Genomic DNA, 21,964 nt, shown 5'->3' on the forward strand with positions numbered 1-21,964 from the left:
TAGCGCGGATCGACATTCAGCGAAATGGCTTCCCAATCTGCTCCCCTCCCTGACAAGGGAGGGGTTGGGGGTGGGGCGGCCAGTTGTGGAGCGATTACGTTTCCTATCGGGCCGACCCACCCCCGGCCCTTCCCTTGTCAAGGAGGGGAGCCGCCTAGAGCCGCCGCCTGGCTGAATGTCGATCGGCCCTAGCGCAAAGTGCTGCTCAACGCACGGGCCGGAAGTCGAGATTGGCGTCGCGGGCATGGGCGTCCCACGCCGCCGCCGAGCGGAACCCGCCGACGCCGCGACTCCACGCCGATCCGGCATGATAGACGAACGGCTGCCCCGGCCGGACGCGCAGGAAGATGAGGTAATTATCGGCATCCTGCCCGATGCCGACGATCGTCGCCGGATCGACGCGGATCGCAAGGCCCATCGTTCCATGCCCGGGATGCTCCGGCCCCCATAACGTCATCACGCCGCGCGCGCGATCGACGTTCAGCGTCGGGCCGTCGCCGCCGGCCTTCTTCGACAAGCCGATGCCAACCGTCAGCGGCCCGGGCGAACTGGAGCGGAGGACCGACTGCATCCGCGTGAAATGCGTCCCCATCGGCAGGGTGAATCGCCGCGTTTCCCATACCCGCCGGCCGGTATCGACCGGCCACGGGGCATAGTCGACCTCGAACTCGGCGACCGCGCCGCCGGTCTGGCGGATGCGGTGCGCGGTGAAGTTGCGCGATGTCCACAGCTTGTTGTCGAACCAGATGCCGAGGCCCCCCATGCCCCGACTGCCACCGACATTGTAGAAGTCGATCCCCTCGCCATGAAAGCCATGCTGGTCGCCGGTGCGAAGCTGGCGATCCATGAACGGCCGCGCGACATTCTTGCCCCACGCATCGATGCCCGATCCCGATGGCGGCTCTACCGCTTCGAGCGCATGGCCATAGATGCGATGCGCGGAGCGATCATTCTCCCACAACAGGTCGTCGTGGCGATAGTCGGCCAGCACCACCCGCGCGCCCGGCAGGCGATCAGCGGCGGGCGGTTCGGGCAGCGGGCGGATGACCGGCGGCAGCGGCACATCCTGCGCCGGCCCGGTCGCGGTGGTCAGCAGTCCGAGGGCGGCGATCCAGCCGTGGCGCATGTCCGATTCTCTCCGCCATTCCGGCTGTCCTGCCGGCAGGATAGGGCAACCGACCGGCAAAGTCATCGAACGGTGTCGGCCCGCTCGCCGCTCAGGGCAGGACAAGCCGCAGCGTCGTCGGCTCGGGAATGTCCGCCGTCGGCCGGTCGCGGTTCGGCGGGCGGGTCGGCCATGCGATCGCCACGCCGTCGCTCTCGACGGTGTTCAGCGTCATGCCCGGCGGCGTCGCGATCAGCGGCGCAAGCGTGTCGGCCAGTGTCGTGCCGGGGCGCTCACCCCGTCGGGCGAGCGTCGCCTCGTCGACGATCAGGTCGATCGGCGCGCCGTCGCGCCGGACCCGGATGCGCAGCAGCCCAGCGGCATCGGCCACCGCGCCCTCGACGAACAGCCGGCTGTCGAGCGACCCGCCGCCGCCGAAGTCCCAGCGGAACCCCGCCCACTCGCTCGCCTGTGCGATGTGCCAGCGGCGTCCCTCCCACCGCGCGAGGAATATCTGGGTCGATCCGTCGGCGACGAACTTGTGATAGGTGATGATCGGCCGATCCTGCCGGTCGAAGCCGATGACGCTGTTGTTGTTTATCATGCCGCCGCGCACCGGTACCGGATCGACGATCCCTGCTGCCTTCAGCGTGATCGGCAGCGGCAGCGGCGTGCCATCGGCCCGGGTCCAGTGGACCAGATCGCGGCTGACGGCATAGGACAGGTCGTGGTTGGTCGCGGCGTCGGGCGTCTCGCGCCACACCCATGCCAGATGAAAGCGCCCGTCCGGCCCCGGCGTAGGTCCCACGAAATAGGCGTTGCGCCGCCCCTCGCCATTGACGAGCGGGCTGGCGAGCAGCGCGCTCCACCGTCCGGTGGCGGGGTCGTAGCGATTGTAGATCTCGTTGCCGTTGCCGCTGCCCCCGTCGCGATATTTGAAGATCAGCCCGCCCGCGCCGTCGCGAAGGAAGACGGGATAGGTCATCCGTCGTTCGCGCTGTCCATCGACCATCGCCGCCACGCCCACGAAGCTGCGCGGATCGCCCGCACGCATGGTACGGAAATAGACCAGCGGATCATTGTGCAGATTGGCGACGACATGAATCTGCCCGGCGGAATCCACCGCCGCCGCGATATAGTTATGGCTGTCCCACCCGGTCCAGCTCGCCAGCCGGTGATAGACCCAGCTCGCGCCATCGTCGCGCGCACGGGTCGCGACGGTCAGTTGCCGGTTGGCATCATAATAGGCGACGATGATCCGCCGCTCGGTCGTGACCAGCGCGAAGCGGCTGTAATGGCCCGCCCATACCCGGTCGATCGCTTCGATACGCGGCAAGGCTGGCCGTGCCGCCGACGACATGGTCAACATCAGCGTGGCAAACAGCAGGCGGGCGATCGGCATCGGCGGCATCCGTTGGAACAGGCGTGACCACCGGTATCCCACCACCGGGGTGCTGCACAGGGGCGGTAGTGCTGCACGTCGGGACGGCACTCTTGGTGCGAGCGGTGCGCTGCTGGATCGTTTCGATCTCGAATCCCAAGCGTATCGACAGAGATCGATCCAGATATGGAATTAAAGTCCGTTCTGGATCAAATTGCGGTCCGCGCTATCACCTGCCTTGCAAAGACAAGGCGGATAGAAATATGAAAATAATCTTTCGGTTTGTTTCTGTAGCCACTTGCGTACATCATGCTTCGCCACCCGTTGTTTGCGATGGACAGTATTCGCGGACTGCGATAGCGCTGCCCCCCGATACAGGGGGAATGTTATGATGAATCGCGCGTCCGGTCGTGGCTTGGTCAAGTCGCGGGCTCTGGCCTCGAGCGGGATGTTGTTCGCGATGATGGTCGCGGCACCCGCCTATGCCGAATGCGCCCCCGACCCGGCCGTCGCAAATACCGACGTTACCTGCAGCGGGACCGACAACAACGGCATACGGATCGCCGTCGTCAATCCGCGTGTCATCGTCGAAAACGGTGCCGTCGTGCGCGGGGCAGGGGCGCCCGCGATCGATTTGACGCCACCGGCGGAGAATTATTCGTCGGCATCGGTCACGGTCAACGGTTCGGTCGACGGCAACGGCAGCGCCGGTATCCGGCTGCTGCGCGCGTCGTCGAACAACTTCTACAACTTCCAGTCGCTGTATCTGAACCTGAACGTTGCCGCCGGGGCGAGTGTTACCGGCAATGTCGGCGTTGTGCTGACCGGACCGGCGGTGCCAAGCAACTTGTATTTTGGCGATACCTTCGCGACGATCGACAACGCCGGCACGATCAACGGCACCACCGGCATCGGACTGCTGGCCAATGCGTCGAACAGCGGTTTCCAGTCGATCATCAACCGGACGGGCGGCACGATCGGCGCGATCGTGGGTCAGGTGCGCAGCCTGACCAACAACGGCACGATCGACGGTGGCACTCGCGGCGCGTTGATCCCGCTCGGTAACAGCACGTTCTACTACACCACCTCAATCACCAACACCGGCACGATCACCGCGTCGGCCACCGGAGCGACAATCCAGAGCGATCTGTCGTCCAATAATTTCGGTTCGCTCAATCTGACCAACAGCGGCGTCATCGCTAATGCCGGGACCGGTGCTGCGCTCAATACCCGCACGGCGTATCTGTCCAACACGGCGACCGGGCAGATCACCACCGCCGGTTCGACCGCGATCCGCGCCGCCGACCTGCTGTCGCTCGAAAATCGCGGCACCATCACCGGCGACGTCGTGGTGGCCGCCACGTCGAACGGCTCGAACTTCGTCAATGGCAGCACGATCACCAACCGTACCGGCACGATCACCGGCAACGTCCGTTTCGGTGCGGGCAACGACACGCTGGTCGTCACCTATGAAAACGGCGCGCTGCGCACCGGTATCAGCGGCGCGATCGACGGCGGGGCGGGCACCGATCAGTTCCAGGTCCGCTTCGCCGACAGCGCGACGCTCGCGTCGTCGCTGTTGCAGTCCGCGACCGGGTTCGAAACGCTCGGCCTGTATCTGGCACCTGCGACCACCGTGACGCTCGCGACCGGTTTCACCTCGCCGGGCACGTTGCGCGTCGGCGGCGATGGCACGCTCGTCAACAACATCGATCTGACGGCCGCGCAAACGGTCGTGATTAACGATCTGGGCAGCCAGTCCTACAACGGGTCGAACTTCACCAACGCCGGCACGATCCGTTCGACCGCCGCGACGCCCGATGTCTATGCCGTGGCATGGAACAACGGTGGCCGGGTCGATAACAGCGGCAGCATCGTGTCGACCGGATCGGGTGTCTCGCTTCAGTCCGGCTCGGCAAGCCGTCTGGTCAACACCGGTACGATCACGGCTGTGGGGACCGGCGCGAACCTGTTCTCCGCCGGGCTGACCAACAGCGGCACGATCCGTTCGACTGCCGGGGTCGGCGTCGTTTTCAACGGCTCGAACTATTCGAACGAACCCAATGTCAACACCGGCCGGATCGAAGGGGCGCAGGCGGGCGTGGTGCTTGGTGGCGATCTGCGCAACGCCGGCACAATCACGTCGGCGAACACCGGGGTCGCGATCAATGGTGGCGCGCAACTGGTGAACCGCGCGGGCGGTACGATCTCGGGCGGTGCGCGCGCGATCGGTCCGGCATCGAACGGCCAGAATTTCTATCAGTCGATCAACAACGTCACGATCGCCAACGCCGGCACGATCACCGGTGATGTCGTGCTGTCGGATGGCAGCGTCTACAGCTCCAGCAGCAACACCTATTTCGCGCTGCGCGGCGGCGTCCTGAACGGCAATCTGGTCCTCGGCAACAACGGCCGGATCGTGACCGAACTGGCCAACGGCGGGCCAGGCATCTTCGCCGGCATCAACGGCACCGTCGATGCGCCGGGCGCGGCCATCACCTACCGGGTGCGCGGCGACGCGACCGTCAGCGTCAATCCCGGCACGTTCGGCAACGTCGGCTATGACCTGTACGACAACGCCGCACTGACGATCGCCAGCACCACCGGCACCCGCCCGCTGATCTTCGCCGGCAACGGCAGCGTCGATACCTCGGTCGACGTCACCACCAGCGCCGGTCCGATCCTCATCCTGACGACGCCGACGCTGGCGGTCGAAGAGGCGGCGGCGACGCAGAACCTGCGCGTGACCAGCCGTGGGGTGCTGACGCTCAACTACGGCACGAATAGCAGCGCCAATGCGGCGGTCGTCGCCGGCAGCGGCAGCACGTTCACCAACGTCGGGACCATCGCGGTCGTCGATCGCGGGCCGTCGTTCCCGCGCGCCTATGCCATCGCCGGCGGTGAATCGATCGTCAATACCGGCACGATCAGCCTCAACGGCGGCATCGGCATCGGCAACAGCATCAACGTCACCAACACCGGCCGGATCGTCCAGGCGACCGGCGGGCTGGCGGCGACCGGTCTGTCGAACGTGCGCAACCTGACCAACAGCGGCACGATCGAGGTCGCCGGCCCGGCCGTAGCATATAACGATATCTACCAGACCATGACGCTGACCAACAGCGGCCGGATCGCCAGCACGACTGGACCGGCCATCACGCAGGGCACGTACAGCTACTATCCGCTGCTGCTCACCAACCAGGCGGGGGGTACGATTTCCGGCGGCGGACAGACTGCGATTCTCGGCCGTTCGATCATCATCGACAACGCCGGGACGATCACCGGCAGCGTCAATCTGCGGCAGGACCAGTTCAGCTGGGGTTCGTCGGCCTATGTCAACGCGGGCGGCACGCTGACCGGCGACCTCCAGTTCGGCAATTCGACCGACCTGTTCGTCGAAACCGATGGTCGCACCGGCGTGACCGGTCGGGTCGATGGCGGCGATGGCACCGACGTCTATCGCTATCGCCGTACCGCCACCGGCACGGTGACGCTGGGGCAACGCAGCGCGACCGGGTTCGAGATCGAGGAAGTGGAAGCGATCAACGTCGCGACGACGCTGACGATCGCCGGCACGCCGACCTACAACGCCTTGTGGCTCAGCGGAAACGGCGCGTTCGTCAACACTGTCGACTTCAGCGGTGGGGTCTATACCGGCAGCGCCTTCAACTACAACGCTTTCAACTACAACGATGCCGGCAATCTGGTGCGCTTCCCGCAGGTGGGCGGCTTCACCAACCAGGCGACGATCGGCTTCTTCAGTGGCCGGACCGGGTCCTTCACCAACGCCGGGACGATTGGTCGCGCAGGATTGACCGGCTCGGCGGTGACGGTTTCGGCGAAGGGCGCGATCGGCTTCGATAATAGCGGGACTATCCGCAACAGCGGCATTTCCAACTATAACTGGTTCGGTAATGGCAATAACTTCGGCCCGGCGGATACGGTCGCACTCTACGGCGACTGGTCGATCGTCGCACGCAACAGCGGCACGATCCAGGGCGGCGGCCTGATAGCCAGCACGACCGGCCAGTTCGCCGGCGCACCGGGCGAGAGCTTCGGCGTGGTCGTCATCAACACCGGGACGATCGCGGCCCGGCGCGGTCCCGATGACTATGGTGCCGCACTGTACATGAACGCGCGGGACAGCGTAACCAGCGGCAAGCTGCAACTCGTCAACGGCGGATCAATCGTCGCCGAAGGTTCGGGCAGCGTGGCGGTGGCTGCCAGCTTTGCGCCGGCCGAATTCGCGGGCGTGACGCGGACGGTCGAGATCGCCAACTCTGGCGTGATCCGCGCCAATGGCGGCGGTATCGAGCGAGTGTTCGATACCGGCAACGGCCCCGGCCTCTATACCTTGTCGGGTGCGGCGATCTCGGTCGACGGGCCGTCGAGCGTGCGCGCCACCATCGCGAACTTCGGCAACGGCGTGATCGAGGCGACCGGCGCGCGTTCGTCCGCGATCACCGTGTACGGCAGCACCCTCGATCTCACCAATGCCGCCACGATCCGGGGCGGGGCGGGCACCACGCTAGCCAGCGACGATCTGCTGGCATTGACGCTCGGCACGCCCTATCTGGCGGGTGCGGTGCAGGGCAGCCGTGGCGACGACCGGATCAGCAACACCGGCACGATCATCGGTTCGATCGCGCTCGGCGCCGGCAACGACTATGTCGAGAATTACGGCCGGATCGATGGCAACGTGTTCCTCGGCGCGGGCGATGACACTTTCCTCCATGCCGGCTATGCGACTCAGATCGGCACGGTCGATGCGGGCGAGGGCGTCGACACCTTCGTGCTCAACGCCGGTGGCGGCGGCAGCGTCAACGGCGACCAGTTCGTCAACTTCGAACGCTTCCGTCAGATCGGCGCCGGCAACGTCACCTATTCGGGTACGTTCCGCTTCAACACGGTCGACGTCAGCGGCGGTTCGCTGACCGTCGCGGCGGGGCAGACGCTCACCAGCGCCGGGGCGACGACGATCACCGGCGGTGATGGCGCGGAGACGATCTACAACTACGGTACGATCGCCGGATCGGTGGCGCTGAACGGGGGTAACGATTATTTCCTGAACGCCGGGCTGGTCGCCGGATCGGTGCTGCTGGGGTCGGGCAACGACGTGTTCGTCGACCGTCCGGGGTCGCGCGTCACCGGCACCGTCGATGGCGGCGATGGCGACGACCTGTACAACGTGATCCTCGCCGGTGATCGCAACGGCCTTGGCAGCATCCGCGGGTTCGAACGGCTGTTCGTCGAGGGTAACGGCACGCTCAGCCTCACCCAGACCGAGGCGCTCGATCGCATCGCGCTGGCCGGCACCAGCCTCAACCTGACGCAGCAGGGCAATCGCGTCGGGTTGATCGGCGGCACCGACGCCGCCGAGCGGGTCGTGATCGACGGCGATGCCGGCGTGATCGCGCTGGGTGGCGGCGACGACCTCGTCTCGATCGGCAGCGCGACGGCGGCGGGCTTCTATGCCGGCGGCACCGGCAATGACCTGTTGCGCTTCGCCAATACCGGCGCGGTGACGCTGAGCGGTCAGGCGATCGGCTTCGAAACCGTCTCGCTCGCCGGTGGCGCGCTGACCGTGACCGGCAGCTTCGGCGAAGGCGGGGCATCGGTTGCGTTCGGTGACGGCGATCAGTCGCTCACCATCGGCACTGGCGGCCGTGCCTATGGCAGCATCGACCTGGGAGCGGGCAACGACAGCTTCCGCCTCGCGGCAGGCGGCGCGCTGTTCGGCACCGTCGCGGGCGGTGCGGGCAGCGATCTCGCGACGATCGAGGTGAACGGCATCCGCACGCTGGCCGAAGGCACGCTGACCGGGTTCGAGACGCTGGCGAGCGCCGGCAGCGGCATCCTGACGCTGACCGGTACGCAAGCCTATGAGCGGATCAACGCCGCGACCGACCTGACCATCGCGTCGGACGGACGGGTGACGGCACCGATCGCTTTCGGCGCCGGCGATCAGCGACTGATCGTCAGCGGCCTGTTCGCCGGATCGGTCGACGGCGGGGCGGGCAATGACGCCATCACCGTGACCAGCGGCAACGCCGCCTCGGCCAACGCCTTCAGCTCGATCAGCAATGTCGAGGCGTTCGCGATGACCGGCGGCTATGCCACCATCTCGGGCACCGCCTCGCTCGGCGTCGCCTCGCTCAGCGCCGGGCGGCTGGTCGGGCTGGCCGGATCGACGATCAACGCATCGCGGATCAACGTCGGCGCGGGCGCGACCTTCGGGTCGGCGGGCACGGTGAACGGTAATCTGACCGTTGCCGGGCTGCTCAGCCCCGGTGCGTCGATCGGCACGATGACCGTCAACGGCAATGTCGCGCTGCTGTCGGGATCGATCTCGCAGTTCGAACTCGCCCAGTCGGGCGGCGACCGGCTGGTCGTCAACGGCGCGGTTTCGATCGAAGCGGGATCGACGCTGCAACTGCTCACCACCGGCACCATCCGGCCGGGCACGTCGTTCGACCTGATCGTCGCCAGCGGCGGGATCACCGGCAGCTACTCGACCATCCAGAAGCCGTCCGACCTGTTCGGCTATGTCGCGCAGCGGTCCGATCGCATTTCGCTGCTCGGCCAGTTCCGCACCGACGGCAGCGTCACGCCGCAGGTCGCGCGCAGCATCGACTATGCCAACCGTACGCTGGTGCTCCAGCCGGACGGCAGCGCGCTGGGCCTTGCCGCACCGGCGCTGCTCAACGCCAATGGCGGGGCGGATGCGGCCCGCTTCGCGCTCGTCACGCCCGAAGCCTATGCCTCCGCGACGCAGATCGGCGTCGACAATGCGCTGACGCTGGCGCAGACGACGCGCGGTCCGGCCTTTGCTACAGGTCGCACCGACGCGGGGGCCTATACCTTCGCGCAGGTCCTCGGGCAGTGGCATACGCTGGGCGCCGACGCGACGCAGGGCACCGCCAAGGCGCAGACGCGCGGCAACGGCTATCTCGGCGGGATCGGCTATGGTGATGCCAACGCTTCGTTCGGGGTGTTCGCCGGCTGGCTCGACACGCGCCAGTTCATCAACACGCTGGCGACGCAGACCCGTGCCGACGGCCTCGTCGCCGGTGCGACCGCGCGCTACCAGAGCGCGGGCGGCTTCGGTTTCGCCGGATCGCTGGTCTATAACGACGCACGGGCACGGACCGACCGGTTGGTGCCGGGGCGGATCGGCGCGGCCACCAGCCGCTATGACCTGACGAACTGGAGTGCCGATGCGTCGGTGTTCTATGCCGCGCCGATCGGCGATAGCTGGGCGCTGACCCCGCGCGTCGGCGGCACCTTCGTCCGCACGACCCGCGAGGGGGTGGGCGAAACCGGCGGCAGCCCGTTCGCGCTGACCGTCGCGCGCGACCAGCATCGCGCGGGCTTCGTCGATGCGGGCCTCGGCTTCGGTCGCAGCGAACTGTCCGATGCGGCGTTCCGGCCGTTCGTGACGCTCGGCGGTCGCTATCAGGTTCAGGGGACGCGGACCGAAGCGCTCGGCGGTTATGCCAATGGCGGACTGGGGCTGCTGGCGCTGGGCGCGGGGCGTGCGCCGATGGTCGGCACCGCGTCGGGCGGCGTCACCTATCGCTACACGCCGAACTTCGAACTGTATGGCGTCGCCAGTGCCCAGACCGGTCGCGACGATCATCAGGAATCGGTGATAGCGGGCGCGCGGCTGCGCTTCTGATGCGAAAACACCGGGGCGATCGCGTGATCGCCCCGGTGTCCATTACGTAACGGTCGGGATCAGCCGCAGACGCGGCGACCGTTGCGGATCACATAGCGGCAGGGACCACGATACTGGACGCCCATCGCACGCGCTTCGCGCGAGCGCGGGTCGATGATCCGCTCGCCACCGCGATAGCGCGAATTGCCCCACCGGCGGTCGTTGCCCGCCCGACGGTCGTTGCGCCAGCGGCGATCCCCACGCCGGTCACGATCCCAGCGCCGGTCGTTGCGGCGATCGCGGTCCCAGCGGCGATCGTCGCGCAGGTCGTGACGGCCATCGCGCGCGTGATGCGGCTGTGCCTCGGCCACGCCGGGGGTGGCGGAGACGGTGGCGGTAGCCCCGGCCAGCATCAGCCCGATGCCGGCAAAAATGTTCAACAGTTTCTTCATGTTCGTTCCTCTCGCGCCGATACTGTGCCGTCGGAGGTGAACCGGCGATGACGACAGTGCGTCATCAAAGCCATTGCGCCGGGCAAGGTTCCCGGCGCGTGGAACGAGACATCAATAGGCGGGCGACCACATCCGCCGCGCAATCGCGGCCCGATCGACGGTGTCGGGTGTCGTCGCCACCCCGTCGGCGACCGCCTGCGCCGCGACGACCTCGGCGATGTCGAGCGCCACGTCGCGCAGCCGTTCGATCGGCGGCAGCAGCGTGTCGTCGCTGCCCATGCCGCCCAATGCCCGCGCGGCGGCCATGAACATGCCATCGGTGATCGAGCGCGCCCCCGCTGCCAGCGCGCCGAGGCCAACGCCGGGAAAGATATAGACGTTGTTGACCTGCGTGACCCCGGCGATGCCGAACGGGCTGCCGGTGCCGACCAGCGCACGGCCGGCGCTCCAGCGCAAGAGGTCGGACGGATGCGCCTCGGCACGCGATACCGGGTTGGACAGCGGAAAGATCACCGGCTGCGCGACCTGCTGCGCCATGGTCCGCACCACGCCTTCGCCGAACGCGCCATGCTGGCCCGATGCGCCGATCAGCACGGTCGGACGGACGTTGGCAACGGTATCGAACAGATCGATGGCCCCCAGCGAAGTGCGGGTCCAGCCGGCACAGTCGGCCGGATCGCGCGCCAGCGCCGCTTGGGGTCCGCTCAAGCCGTCCATATCGGACAGGATCAGCCCGTCGCGATCGACCGCCCAGATCCGCGCCCGCGCTGCCTCCTCGTCCAGCCCGTCGCCAACCAGCGCCCGCACCAGCATTTCGGCGATGCCGCTGCCCGCCGCGCCAGCACCGAACAGCACCACCCGCTGGTCGGCCAAGGGCACCCCGGTCCGCCCGATCGCCGCCAACAGCGTGCCGACCGCCGTCGCCGCCGTGCCCTGAATATCGTCGTTGAAGCTCAGCAATCGGTCGCGGTAGCGATCGAGCAGCCGGTACGCATTGTGTCCGGCGAAATCCTCCCATTGCAGCAACACGCCGGGAAAGCGCGCGGCAACCGCACCCACGAAATCCTCGACGAAGGCGTCATATTCCGCCCCCCGGATGCGCGGGTTGCGCCAGCCGACATAGAGCGGATCGTCGCGCCGCGCGGCATTGTCGGTGCCGACGTCGAGCAGGATCGGCAGCACCTCGGCCGGATGGATGCCGGCGCAAGCGGTATAGAGCGCCAGCTTGCCGATCGGGATGCCCATGCCCCCGGCACCCTGATCGCCAAGGCCGAGGATACGCTCGCCATCGCTGACCACGATCACCTTCACCCGGTCGAGCGCCGGATCGGCGAGCATGTCGGCGATGCGGTGGCGGTTGGGCCATGACAGGAACAGGCCCCGGGGCCGCCGCCAGATTTCGCTGAACCGCTCGCACCCCTCGCCGACGGTCGGGGTATAGACCAGCGGCAGCATGGCGGGCAGGTCGCGCTGGACCAGTGCGTGGAACAGGATCTCGTTCGAATCCTGCAACTCGCGCAGGAACGCATAGCGCTGGAAATCATCGCCCATCCGCGCCAGCGCGCGCCGCCGCCGCTCGATCTGGCTGTCGAGCGTGCCGACATGCGGCGGCAACAGGCCGTGCAGCCCGAGCGCGTCGCGCTCCTCCTCGGTAAAGGCGGTACCCTTGTTGGTCAGCGGGTCGGCGAGCAGCGCGCGGGCGGCGGCATGGGGGGCGGGGGACATAAGCGGACTCGTTTCAAACAGGCAAGGAAATGCCCCGGTGACGGGTACCGGGGCGTCAGGAGAGTCGCGATCAGAAACGGAAGCTGACCCAACCGGCCACGAAGTCGGAACTGCGGTAATTGGCATCGGTCAGCGCCGGGCCGGCGATCAGATGCTCGTAGCGCGCGGTCAGGCTGACCCGCGGGCTGACGGTGTAGATCGCCTGAAGGCGGATGGTATCGGCGATCTTGCGCGCGTTGCCCAGTTGCGTGCCGGCGAACGCCTGTCCGTTGGCGCGGTAGACCGCATCGTTCAGGCTGTCGCGCCACGACAGTTGATATTCGGCGGCGACGCGCAATTTGCTGTGCGGCTGGACCTGCACGCTCGGCGCGAAGGCGATCATGTTGGTCGGCGTCGCATAGAGCTGGTAGCTGTAATAGATGTTGTTGCCGAACGGCGCGAGCGAGGTCTTGAGCGTACCACCGTTGTACGAATTGCCGCCGCTCGCATAGTCGAAGTGGAAGCCGACGCGCGGCGCGGTCTTCGCCTTGCCGATCTTGTACGTCTGTTGCAGCAGGATCAGCCATGCCGAGATCGGCCGGTCGTTGAACTCGCCGCCCTGATGGTTGACCGTCCAGTCGAGGTTGACCGGACCGGCATCGCCATAGAGGTGCAGGCCGTAGAATTTGCGCACTTCCTCGGCGGTGCGGCCGCCCCATACCGCTGCGCTGTTGCGCAGCCGCCAGACGAAGGGGTCGAAGAACAGGTTCGATCCGCCGAACAAGGTCTTGGGCAGGACGAAGCCGGCGGTGCCGCCCGAAAAACGGCGGTTATCGTCGACGATGTCGTCGCGCGTGCCGCCGACGCCCAGCCGGGTGGTCTTGAAATCGAACACGTCGCCGCGAACCTTGTCGCCCTTCGCCCAGGCGCGCACGCCGTTGTAGACGAAGAAGATGGTGTTGTTGTCGCGCGGCACGACCATCAGATTGGGACCATCGGCGAAGGTCTGCCGGCCATAGCGCACGCCCACGTCGACGCCGCCGATCGTCCCGGTCACATCGGCGAAGCTCTGCTGCACGACGAGGTCGTTGTGCAACTGTCCGGCCTTTGCCCCCAGATTGCGGCCCGACATGCCGGCATGCGCCAGTTCGCCGTACAGGCGGACATGCTCGCCGATATGCAGGTCGGCACCGCCGACGACGCGGAAGATGTCCTGCCGCTGCGCTTCGCGGTCGCGCAGATTGGGATTGGTGGTCAGGTTGACGCGGGCGCGGAACTCGCCGGACAGCGTCAGATAGACGTCGTCGCCGACGATCGGGATGTATTTCAGCCGATCGAGGATGTCGTCGCGCTTCTTGGGATCGCGATACTTGCTCCAGTCCTCGGCCCAGCGCGACTGGTTGTAGCCGCCGGCGGTCACGCCGTCGCCGACGCCGGTGGCGGGATATTCCTGCGCCACCGGGCGGGCCGTCCCCTTGTCGGCCACCGGACCGCGCATTGCGGACGGCGAGTTGCGGTTGTCCGAACCGGTCTGCGCCACGACGGCGACCTGGGTGCGGAAGGGCGAGGCTTGCGGAGCGGTCTGCGCAGCGGCGGACGTTGCGGCGACGAGGGCGATGGCCGGGATCGTCAGGGCGGTGGTGGTGCGGCAGAGCCGCGGGAACATGGTCATCGATACCTCTCCGGTGCCTCGCGGGGCGGAACATGCCACCGGCCGGGGTCTTCCCTCCGGCCGATCGCTTAAAGGATGGTTACTCGGCCGGAACGGCGCCTTCGGGCATCTGGTCGACGCGCAGGCTGCGCCCAGCCAGCGCCTCGTCGAACTGATGCTTGTCGAGCTTGCCCTCCCACTTCGCGACGACGACGGTGGCGACCGCGTTGCCGATGAAGTTGGTGAGGCTGCGGCACTCGCTCATGAAGCGGTCGACGCCGAGGATCAGCGCCATGCCGGCGACCGGCACGGTGGGCACGATCGAGAGCGTGGCGGCCAGCGTGATGAACCCCGCACCGGTGACGCCCGCCGCACCCTTCGACGACAGCATGGCGACCGCAAGCAGCAGGATCTGCTGGCCGATCGTCAGGTCGACGTTGCATGCCTGGGCGATGAACAGCGCCGCCAGCGTCATGTAGATGTTGGTGCCGTCGAGGTTGAACGAATAGCCGGTGGGCACGACCAGACCGACGATCGACTTCGGAATGCCGGCGCGTTCCATCTTCTCGATCAGCGAAGGCAGCGCGCTTTCCGACGACGAGGTGCCGAGCACCAGCAGCAGTTCGGCCTTCAGATACGAGATCAGCTTGAAGATCGAGAAGCCGCAGGCCCGGGCGACGAGGCCGAGGACGACCGTCACGAACAGGAAGGCGGTCAGATAGAAGGTGCCGACCAGCGCGGCGAGGCTGAACAGCGTGCCGATGCCGTATTTGCCGATGGTGAACGCCATCGCGCCGAACGCGCCGAGCGGTGCCGCCTTCATGACGATCGCGACGACTTTGAAGAAGGCGATCGAGATGTCGTTGAGCGCGTCGAGCACGCGCTCGCCCTTGTCGCCGATCATGGCGAGGCCGATGCCGAACAGGATCGCGACGAACAGCGTCTGGAGGATGTTGCCCTCGGTCAGCGCCGAGATGAAGGTGTCGGGGATGATCCCGGTCAGGAAGCCGGTGATCGTCGAATCATGCGCCTTGGCGGCATATTCGCTGACCTTCGACGTATCGAGCGTCGTCGGATCGATGTTGAGCCCGGCGCCCGGCTGGACCACGTTGCCGACGATCATGCCAACGACCAGCGCCAGCGTCGAGAAGGTCAGGAAATAGGCGAACGCCTTGCCCGCCACCCGGCCGACGCTGGCGAGGTCGCGCATGCCCGCAATGCCGGTGACGATCGTCAGGAAGATGACCGGCGCGATAATCATCTTCACCAGCTTGATGAAGGCATCGCCGATCGGTTTCAGCGCCTCGCCGGTCGACGGGTAGAAGTGCCCGAGCAACACGCCCGCGACGATGGCGACCAGCACCTGGATATACAGGTGGCGATACCATGGCTTCGCGACGGGCGGGACCGGCGGGTGGCTGGCGGTGGGGGCAATCATCATGCGGGTGCCTTTCATCCTCTGAACTGCGCTTTGCCGTTCTGCGACGGGGCTTGGCGCGATGGAGGCACGATAGTTTGCTGCAACCCGGCTTGTCCTAAACGCAATCGCAAATAAAATATCGTTCAATACCAGAGCCATGGCTTAAGATGTAGCGTGTCGGCATGCAGCTTTCTGCCACATCGGACGGTGCGATGTGCAAATTCTTGCACAGGTGCGGCGTGCGACCTATACCGACTCCATGACGAAGCCATCGCGTCCGTGGACCGGCTGGACCCTCGCGGCGCTGTTGCTCGGCGTCGCGGTGGCGCTGCTGGTCGGGCGAGTCGTCGAACGGCGCGCGCGCAGCGACATGGTCGCGGGGATGACCGCCGATGCCCGGCTGCGACAAGTACTGCTCGCCAGCGAGATCGCGCGGTTCCGGCTGATGCCGCTGGCGCTGGCCGACGACCGCGACGTGGTCGGCGCGGTGCGCGGCGTGCCCGGCGCGAAGGACGCGCTGAACGTCAAGCTGGCCGCTCTGGTGCGCACCACCGGCGCCTCGGTCATCTATGTCGTCGATCGCGGCGGCATGGCGATCGCCGCGAGCAACTGGGCCGATCGCCAAAGCTTCGTCGGCAACGACTACCGGTTTCGCCGCTATTACCGTGATGCGCTGCGCGATGGTGCCGCCACCCAGTTCGCACTCGGCACCGTCAGCCACCGCGCCGGCCTGTACCTCAGCCGACGGACGCGCGAGGGCGGGGTGGTCGTCGTCAAGCTGGAGTTCGACCGGATCGAGCGCGAATGGCACGCGGCGGGCGGCATCACCTTCGTCACCGATGCGGCGGGGGTGGTGCTGATCGCCAGCCGCCCGGCATGGCGTTTCACGACGACGCGGCCGATCGCGCCGGCGGTCGCCGCTGCCGTCCGCACCGATACCGGCGCGCAGGCGTTGGGGTCGCCACCGTTCGTGCGGCAGGGCGACACGCTGCGCCTGCCGCGCTCGACCACTGCCTATGAACTGGTGACGACCCGGCCCGACGATGCCGGCTGGCAGGTGCATCTGGCGATGGCGCCGCCCCGTACGATCGCTGGCGTCGTGCGCGGCGCGGAGCTTGCCGCCGCGCTCGTCACGCTGGCGCTCGCCGGCCTCGGCTGGACGCTGCGCGAACGGGCACGCCGCCGCCGCCTGCGCACCAGCGAGTTGGAGGCGGCGGTCGCCGACCGCACCCGCCTGCTGCGCGCCGAGATCGAGGACCGGATCGCCGCCGAAAGCCGCGCCGCCGATCTGCGCGAGGGATTGCGTCAGGCAAACCGGCTGGCGGCGCTGGGGCAGATCACCGCCAGCGTCGCGCACGAAACCGCGCAGCCGGTCGCCGCGATCCGCAACTATGCCGCCGCCGCCCGCCAGTTGCTGGCACGCGGCGACCTCGCGGCGGTCGACGGCAATCTTGGCACCATCGCCCGGCTGACCGATCGCATCGGGTCGGTGACGGCGGAACTGCGCGGTTTCGCGCGCAAGGGCAGCGGGACAATCGGCCCGGTCGTGCTGGCCGATGTGGTCGACGGCGCGCTGCTGATCCTGAAGGAACGGCTGTCGCGCGTGACGTTCCATGGCGTGACCGTGCCCGGCGACCTGCTGGTGATCGCCGGGCGCGTCCGGCTCGAACAGGTGCTGGTCAACCTGTTGCAGAACGCGACCGAGGCGCTCGATGGCCGCGACGATCCGGCGATCACCCTGACGCTGCGCAGCGAGGAGCAATGCGTGTCGCTCACCATCACCGACAACGGCCCCGGCATCGATCCGGCGATCGCCGACCGGCTGTTCACGCCGTTCGCCACCAGCCGGCCGAGCGGCCTCGGCCTTGGCCTCGTCATCGCGCAGGACATCATGACCGATCTGGGCGGATCGCTTCGCCTGCTGCCGTCCGACCGGGGTGCCCGGTTCGAACTCACGCTGCGGCGCGTGCCATGAGCGCGGGGCGGGTCGCGCTGGTCGAGGATGACGAGGATCTGCGGATCTCGACCGCGCAGTTGCTGACGCTCGCCGGGTTCGACGTCACGACCTTTCCCGCCGCGCCGCCCGCGCTGCTTGCGATCGACGCCTATTTCGACGGCATCGTCGTCACCGACGTGCGCATGCCGCACATGTCGGGGATCGAGCTGTTCCATATCCTCAACGAACGCGATGCGACGCTGCCGGTCGTGCTCGTCACCGGCCATGCCGATGTGGCGATGGCGGTCGATGCGATCCGGCGCGGGGCGTGGGATTTCCTGTCCAAGCCGTTCGATCCCGACGCGCTGATCGCCGCCGCGACGCGGGCGATGGCGGCACGCTCGCTGGCGCTCGACAACCGGCGACTGCGCGCGCAGGCGGCCAGCGCCGAACAGGTCGCGCTGGTCGGCAATTCGCCCGCCGTCGCCCGGCTGCGCGAGATGATCCCGGCGCTCGCCAATGCCGACATCGACCTGCTGATCGAAGGCGAGACCGGGACCGGCAAGGAACTGCTCGCCCGCCTCATCCACCGCGCGGGCAGGCGGGCACGGCATCGTTTCATCGCGGTCGCCTGTGCCGCCTTGCCCGATGCGCTGATCGACAGCGAATTGTTCGCCAGCGTCGGTGATCGCGGCGCGATCGGCGCGCATCGCGGCACGTTGTTCCTCGACGATATAGATCAGGCATCGCGGCCGCTCCAGGCGCGCCTGACCCAGTTGGTCGAGGAACGCGCTATTCGCGGCTCGCGCGATCCGGTGCCGGTCGACGTCCGGGTCATCGCCACCGCCGCCGAGGAAGCCCGGCGCGCGGCCGATGCGGTCGCCCCGGCGCTGCTCTATCGACTTGCCGCGGTACGGCTGCGCATGCCGCCCTTGCGCGAACGGCGTGAGGATGTGCCGCTGTTGTTCGCGCATCTGGTCGATGCCTCGGCCGGGCGGTTGCGGCGCGCCGTACCGCCGCTGACCCATGAAGCCCGCGACCTGCTGGCGCGGCACGACTGGCCGGGCAATGTGCGCGAACTCGCCCATTTCGCCGACCGGTTCGTGCTCGGGCTGGACGACGTGGCGGGCGATGCCGCCGACCCGTCGGACACGCTGCCCTTGCCCGATCGGCTGGCGGCGTTCGAACGCGACGCGATCCTGTCGGCGATCGCCGCGACCGGCGGCGAGATCGGCGCGGCGATCGACCGGCTGGGGATTCCGCGCAAGACTTTCTACTACAAGGTTCAGCGCCTTGGCATCGATCTGCGTACCGCCCGGCGACCGGGATGAGCGAAATCCGCCACCCGCGCGCCCGATCTACGGGTGCATTCGGTCCGAAACGTACCGATCTTCGGCATCGCGACCGCTTGCGGACGATCGTCATCCAGCGTTTGTGGAAATCGAAACGGGGCGGATACGCCGGCATGACCGGACAGCAGGGGGAATGATGACGGATCGGGTAGCGTGAGCGTCAGGGACATGGAGCGCGCCCGGCTGGCGATGGCGATCGGGCAGTTGGGAACCGGCGATTCGGTGGCGATGCGGCTGGTCTATGACCGCACCTCCGCCAAGCTGTTCGCGGTATGCCTGCGCGTGCTGAAGGACCCGGCGCTGGCCGAAGAGGTGTTGCAGGACGTGTATCTGAAGGTGTGGCACCACGCCGACCGGTTCGACTCGGTCCGCGCCAGCCCGATCACCTGGCTATGCAGCATTGCGCGCAACACCGCGATCGACCGGCTGCGCTCGGCGCAGCGGCAACCGGTCGCCGACGGCGAATTGCCCGACATCGTGCCCGACGAATCGCCGCTGGCCGACGTGGTCATCGAACAGCGGCAGGAACAGGACCGGATGCTCGCCTGTATCGCCAAGCTGGATGGCGGCCATGCGATTTGCATCCGGGCTGCTTTTTTCGACGGCTACAGCTATGGCGAACTGGCCGACCGGCACCGGGTGCCGATCGGGACGATGAAGAGCTGGATCCGCCGTAGCCTGCTCCGCCTGCGGGAATGTCTCGACGATGCCTGATGCCGCCGCCCGTGAGGACGATGACCTGACCGCCGCCGAGGCCGCACTGCGGTTGATCGACGGTGCGGATGGCGACGCGGTACGCCTGCGCGCCGCCAACGATCCGGGGTTTGCCGATGCCATGGCGCGCTGGGACGAACGGCTGTCGCCGCTGTTCGCCGAAATCGCGCCCATCGCGCCGCCCGACGCGGTGTGGCGGCGGATCGCGGCGCAACTCGACGATCCGGTCATGCGGTTGCAACGGCGGGTTCGCCAGTGGCGCTGGACCAGCGCGGCGCTGGGCGCGGTCGCCGCCGCCTTTGCGGTCCTGCTGTTGCGCCCGGTCGCGCCGCCGCCGGTCGCGGTGCCGGTCGTGCCGCTGCTCGCGGTCGCGCAATTGTCCGATCCACAGGGCAAGCCGCTGCTCGCGGTCGGGATCGAACGGCGCAGCGGCGAGGTGCGCGTGCGGATGCACGACCTGCCGCGTCAGGCGCTGCTGCCCGAATTATGGATCATCCCGGCCGGCGGTGCGCCGCAATCGCTGGGGCCGATCGGTCACGACGGGATGCTCGCCATCCGGCTGCCGGCGGCGCTGCGCGGCGAGACGGTGGGACCGGCGACGCTGGCGATCAGCATGGAACAGGCCGCCGGTATGCCGCACGCCGCACCCGCCGGGCCGATCGTGGCGACGGGGACGATGATCGCGCTGTAACGCGGATTATCGTTGAAAACCCGCGAAAGCGAGAGTTTCAAACGAACGCTTAGCCCAGCCCGTCGGCCGCGACATAGGCCAGCCCGGCGCGCCCCTCCAGACCGGGGCGGTCGCGCAGCACGATCCGCCCGCGCGAACAGCGCACCAGATGCTCGCCCTCTAGGACGTGCAGGCAATCGGTCACCGTCGCCCGGCGCAGGTTCAGCGTGGTTGCGATCGCGGCATGGGTGACGGCCATGGTATCGCCGTCGATCCGGTCCTCGATCATCAGCAGCAGCCGGGCGATCCGCCGCTCGGGCGCGTCGCGCAGCGCCGAGGCGAGGGTGCGCGCGGTCTGCATCGAAAACCGCTGGGCAAAGGCCAGTACCGCGGTCACCACCGCGCTGTCGTCGGCCGCCGCGTCGATCATCGCGGCGGCGGGAACGACGATCGCCGTGCCGCCCTGGATGCGGATCGTCGCAGTGAACGGCGCCGGATGCTCGCCCAGCAGGCGGGTCCAGCCGATCACCCCGTCGCGCCCGACGATGCCGATGTCCTGCGACGATCCGCCGGTCGACACCGACAGCATCACCGGCGCGCTCTCTGGAAAGATCAGCCGGTCGATGGGATCGCCGGCGCGCATCACCACGTCGCCCGGTTCCAGTTTGATGCGGCTGGCCGCCATCGCCAACCGACGACGCGCGGTCGCGTTCAGTCCACCGACCAGTCGGTTGTCTGTTGTTGGCAGATAAGACGCGGTATCGCCCGAACTGTCTATCTTCACCCGAAACTTCCTTACGCAAAACAATTGCCCGTAAGTTTCGTCGCGATCAACGCGGCGGATGCACCCGGTACGGAACCGTACCCCGGTGGATCCGAACGGGCCGGTCCATCGAAGCTGATGGTTGAAGCGCAAAAGGATAATCAGGGAGAATACGGATGGCCGATCAGATGCTTGTTGCCGAAGCGTTCGACGCCCGGGCAAAACGACGCGAAGAACGACGCGATTTCTTCCGTCTGATGGGCGGTGCCGCCGCTGTCGGCGGGGCTGCGGTCCTCGCCAGCCAGTCGGGAATCGCCGAGGCGCAGACCGCGCCAAGTGATGCCGATGTGCTCAATTTCGCCCTGAACCTCGAATATCTCGAAGCGCAATTCTATTATTATGCGGCGTTCGGCACCGGTCTGCCGACCTCAATCCTGAGCGGCACCGGCACGCAGGGTGCGGTGACGGGCGGACGGCAAGTGTCGTTCTCCGATCCGCTCGTCGGCCAATATGCGCGCGAGATCGCGCAGGACGAGCGGGCCCATGTCGAATTCCTGCGCACCGCGCTCGGCACCGCCGCCGTCGCCCAGCCGGCGATCGACATCAGCGCGACCCCGACCAGCGCCTTTTCCAACGCCGCCCGCGCCGCCGGACTGATCGCCGCCGGTGCTACCTTCGACCCCTATGCCAGCGACGAGACGTTCCTGCTCGGCGCCTATATCTTTGAGGACGTCGGCGTCACCGCCTACAAGGGCGCGGCACCGCTCTTGACCAACAAGACCTTCCTCGAAGCCGCCGCCGGCATCCTCGCGGTCGAGGCATATCATGCCGCGATCGTGCGCACGACGCTGTACGCCAAGGGTATCGCGACACCATCGGCGATGTTGATCGAGGCGACCGACAAGATTTCGGACGCGCGCGACAGCCTCGACGGCAGCACCGATCTCGACCAGGGCCTCAGCCCGCTGTCGAGCAATGCGACCGCGACCAACATCGTGCCGCTCGACACCAACGGCATCGCCTACAGCCGCTCGGCCGGCCAAGTGCTGAACATCGTCTACCTCAACCGGGCTCAGACGAACGGCGGCGGGTTCTTCCCGAACGGTGTCAACGGCACCATCCGCACCAGCGCCGCCAACTAACGCCGAAGAGCGACACG

The 21,964-nt window shown here is 67.5% G+C and carries 13 protein-coding genes; 6 read left to right on the plus strand and 7 right to left on the minus strand.

Going from position 1 to position 21,964, the window contains the following annotated elements; all coding sequences use genetic code 11:
- Positions 1 to 205 precede the first annotated feature (205 nt).
- Both LRA89_RS12940 and LRA89_RS12945 read right to left on the minus strand, forming a co-directional pair.
- Positions 206 to 1,126, minus strand: coding sequence for a DUF4861 family protein (locus tag LRA89_RS12940; protein WP_230770777.1), 921 nt, complete (start codon positions 1,124 to 1,126; stop codon positions 206 to 208).
- Positions 1,127 to 1,217: 91 nt separating this feature from the next.
- Positions 1,218 to 2,507, minus strand: a complete 1,290-nt coding sequence (locus LRA89_RS12945; protein ID WP_230770779.1) for a BNR repeat-containing protein — start codon at positions 2,505 to 2,507, stop codon at positions 1,218 to 1,220.
- A gap of 439 nt (positions 2,508 to 2,946) precedes the next feature.
- Between LRA89_RS12945 and LRA89_RS12950 the strand changes: the two genes are divergently transcribed.
- Positions 2,947 to 10,164: an autotransporter outer membrane beta-barrel domain-containing protein gene (locus LRA89_RS12950; RefSeq protein ID WP_443024972.1), complete on the plus strand. Its 7,218-nt coding sequence runs from the start codon at positions 2,947 to 2,949 to the stop codon at positions 10,162 to 10,164.
- 59 nt (positions 10,165 to 10,223) lie between these two features.
- Here the strand turns inward: LRA89_RS12950 and LRA89_RS12955 are convergent, their stop codons facing one another.
- The 4 genes from LRA89_RS12955 to LRA89_RS12970 all read right to left on the minus strand — a co-directional run bounded on the left by LRA89_RS12955 (position 10,224) and on the right by LRA89_RS12970 (position 15,391).
- A complete protein-coding gene (locus tag LRA89_RS12955; protein ID WP_230770781.1) occupies positions 10,224 to 10,595 on the minus strand; it encodes a hypothetical protein in 372 nt (123 codons plus the stop codon).
- A gap of 111 nt (positions 10,596 to 10,706) precedes the next feature.
- Positions 10,707 to 12,320: an NAD-dependent malic enzyme gene (locus tag LRA89_RS12960; RefSeq protein WP_230770783.1), complete on the minus strand. Its 1,614-nt coding sequence runs from the start codon at positions 12,318 to 12,320 to the stop codon at positions 10,707 to 10,709.
- Between the two features lie 70 nt (positions 12,321 to 12,390).
- Positions 12,391 to 13,971 carry an alginate export family protein gene (locus tag LRA89_RS12965; RefSeq protein WP_230770785.1) on the minus strand — a complete coding sequence of 527 codons (1,581 nt, stop codon included), beginning with the start codon at positions 13,969 to 13,971 and terminating at the stop codon, positions 12,391 to 12,393.
- Between the two features lie 79 nt (positions 13,972 to 14,050).
- On the minus strand, positions 14,051 to 15,391 hold the full coding sequence (locus LRA89_RS12970; protein WP_055755448.1) for a dicarboxylate/amino acid:cation symporter: 1,341 nt from the start codon (positions 15,389 to 15,391) through the stop codon (positions 14,051 to 14,053).
- Positions 15,392 to 15,629: 238 nt separating this feature from the next.
- Between LRA89_RS12970 and LRA89_RS12975 the strand changes: the two genes are divergently transcribed.
- From LRA89_RS12975 to LRA89_RS12990, 4 genes are all read left to right on the plus strand, one after another.
- A complete protein-coding gene (locus tag LRA89_RS12975) occupies positions 15,630 to 17,345 on the plus strand; it encodes a sensor histidine kinase (protein WP_230770787.1) in 1,716 nt (571 codons plus the stop codon).
- Positions 17,342 to 18,637 carry a sigma-54-dependent transcriptional regulator gene (locus LRA89_RS12980; protein WP_230770788.1) on the plus strand — a complete coding sequence of 432 codons (1,296 nt, stop codon included), beginning with the start codon at positions 17,342 to 17,344 and terminating at the stop codon, positions 18,635 to 18,637. The genes LRA89_RS12975 and LRA89_RS12980 overlap by 4 nt, the downstream gene beginning before the upstream one ends.
- Positions 18,638 to 18,811: 174 nt before the next feature.
- On the plus strand, positions 18,812 to 19,372 hold the full coding sequence (locus LRA89_RS12985; protein WP_230770789.1) for a sigma-70 family RNA polymerase sigma factor: 561 nt from the start codon (positions 18,812 to 18,814) through the stop codon (positions 19,370 to 19,372).
- A complete protein-coding gene (locus tag LRA89_RS12990) occupies positions 19,365 to 20,063 on the plus strand; it encodes an anti-sigma factor (protein WP_230770790.1) in 699 nt (232 codons plus the stop codon). Before LRA89_RS12985 ends, LRA89_RS12990 begins: the two co-directional genes overlap by 8 nt.
- Before the next feature lie 49 nt (positions 20,064 to 20,112).
- Here the strand turns inward: LRA89_RS12990 and LRA89_RS12995 are convergent, their stop codons facing one another.
- A complete protein-coding gene (locus tag LRA89_RS12995; protein WP_156348999.1) occupies positions 20,113 to 20,826 on the minus strand; it encodes a Crp/Fnr family transcriptional regulator in 714 nt (237 codons plus the stop codon).
- A gap of 155 nt (positions 20,827 to 20,981) precedes the next feature.
- Between LRA89_RS12995 and LRA89_RS13000 the strand changes: the two genes are divergently transcribed.
- Positions 20,982 to 21,947 carry a ferritin-like domain-containing protein gene (locus tag LRA89_RS13000; protein ID WP_055755453.1) on the plus strand — a complete coding sequence of 322 codons (966 nt, stop codon included), beginning with the start codon at positions 20,982 to 20,984 and terminating at the stop codon, positions 21,945 to 21,947.
- Positions 21,948 to 21,964: the final 17 nt, after the last annotated feature.

This window comes from Sphingomonas sp. Leaf4 (genome assembly GCF_920939515.1).
Classification (GTDB): Bacteria; Pseudomonadota; Alphaproteobacteria; order Sphingomonadales; family Sphingomonadaceae; genus Sphingomonas.

Coding starts and splice junctions, on each gene's coding strand:
- LRA89_RS12940 (WP_230770777.1), bottom strand. CDS start 1,126: ATGCGCCACGGCTGGATCGCCGCCCTCGGACTGCTGACCACCGCGACC.
- LRA89_RS12970 (WP_055755448.1), bottom strand. CDS start 15,391: ATGATGATTGCCCCCACCGCCAGCCACCCGCCGGTCCCGCCCGTCGCG.
- LRA89_RS12945 (WP_230770779.1), bottom strand. CDS start 2,507: ATGCCGATCGCCCGCCTGCTGTTTGCCACGCTGATGTTGACCATGTCG.
- LRA89_RS12965 (WP_230770785.1), bottom strand. CDS start 13,971: ATGACCATGTTCCCGCGGCTCTGCCGCACCACCACCGCCCTGACGATC.
- LRA89_RS12990 (WP_230770790.1), top strand. CDS start 19,365: ATGCCTGATGCCGCCGCCCGTGAGGACGATGACCTGACCGCCGCCGAG.
- LRA89_RS12975 (WP_230770787.1), top strand. CDS start 15,630: ATGACGAAGCCATCGCGTCCGTGGACCGGCTGGACCCTCGCGGCGCTG.
- LRA89_RS13000 (WP_055755453.1), top strand. CDS start 20,982: ATGGCCGATCAGATGCTTGTTGCCGAAGCGTTCGACGCCCGGGCAAAA.
- LRA89_RS12950 (WP_443024972.1), top strand. CDS start 2,947: ATGATGGTCGCGGCACCCGCCTATGCCGAATGCGCCCCCGACCCGGCC.
- LRA89_RS12960 (WP_230770783.1), bottom strand. CDS start 12,320: ATGTCCCCCGCCCCCCATGCCGCCGCCCGCGCGCTGCTCGCCGACCCG.
- LRA89_RS12980 (WP_230770788.1), top strand. CDS start 17,342: ATGAGCGCGGGGCGGGTCGCGCTGGTCGAGGATGACGAGGATCTGCGG.
- LRA89_RS12955 (WP_230770781.1), bottom strand. CDS start 10,595: ATGAAGAAACTGTTGAACATTTTTGCCGGCATCGGGCTGATGCTGGCC.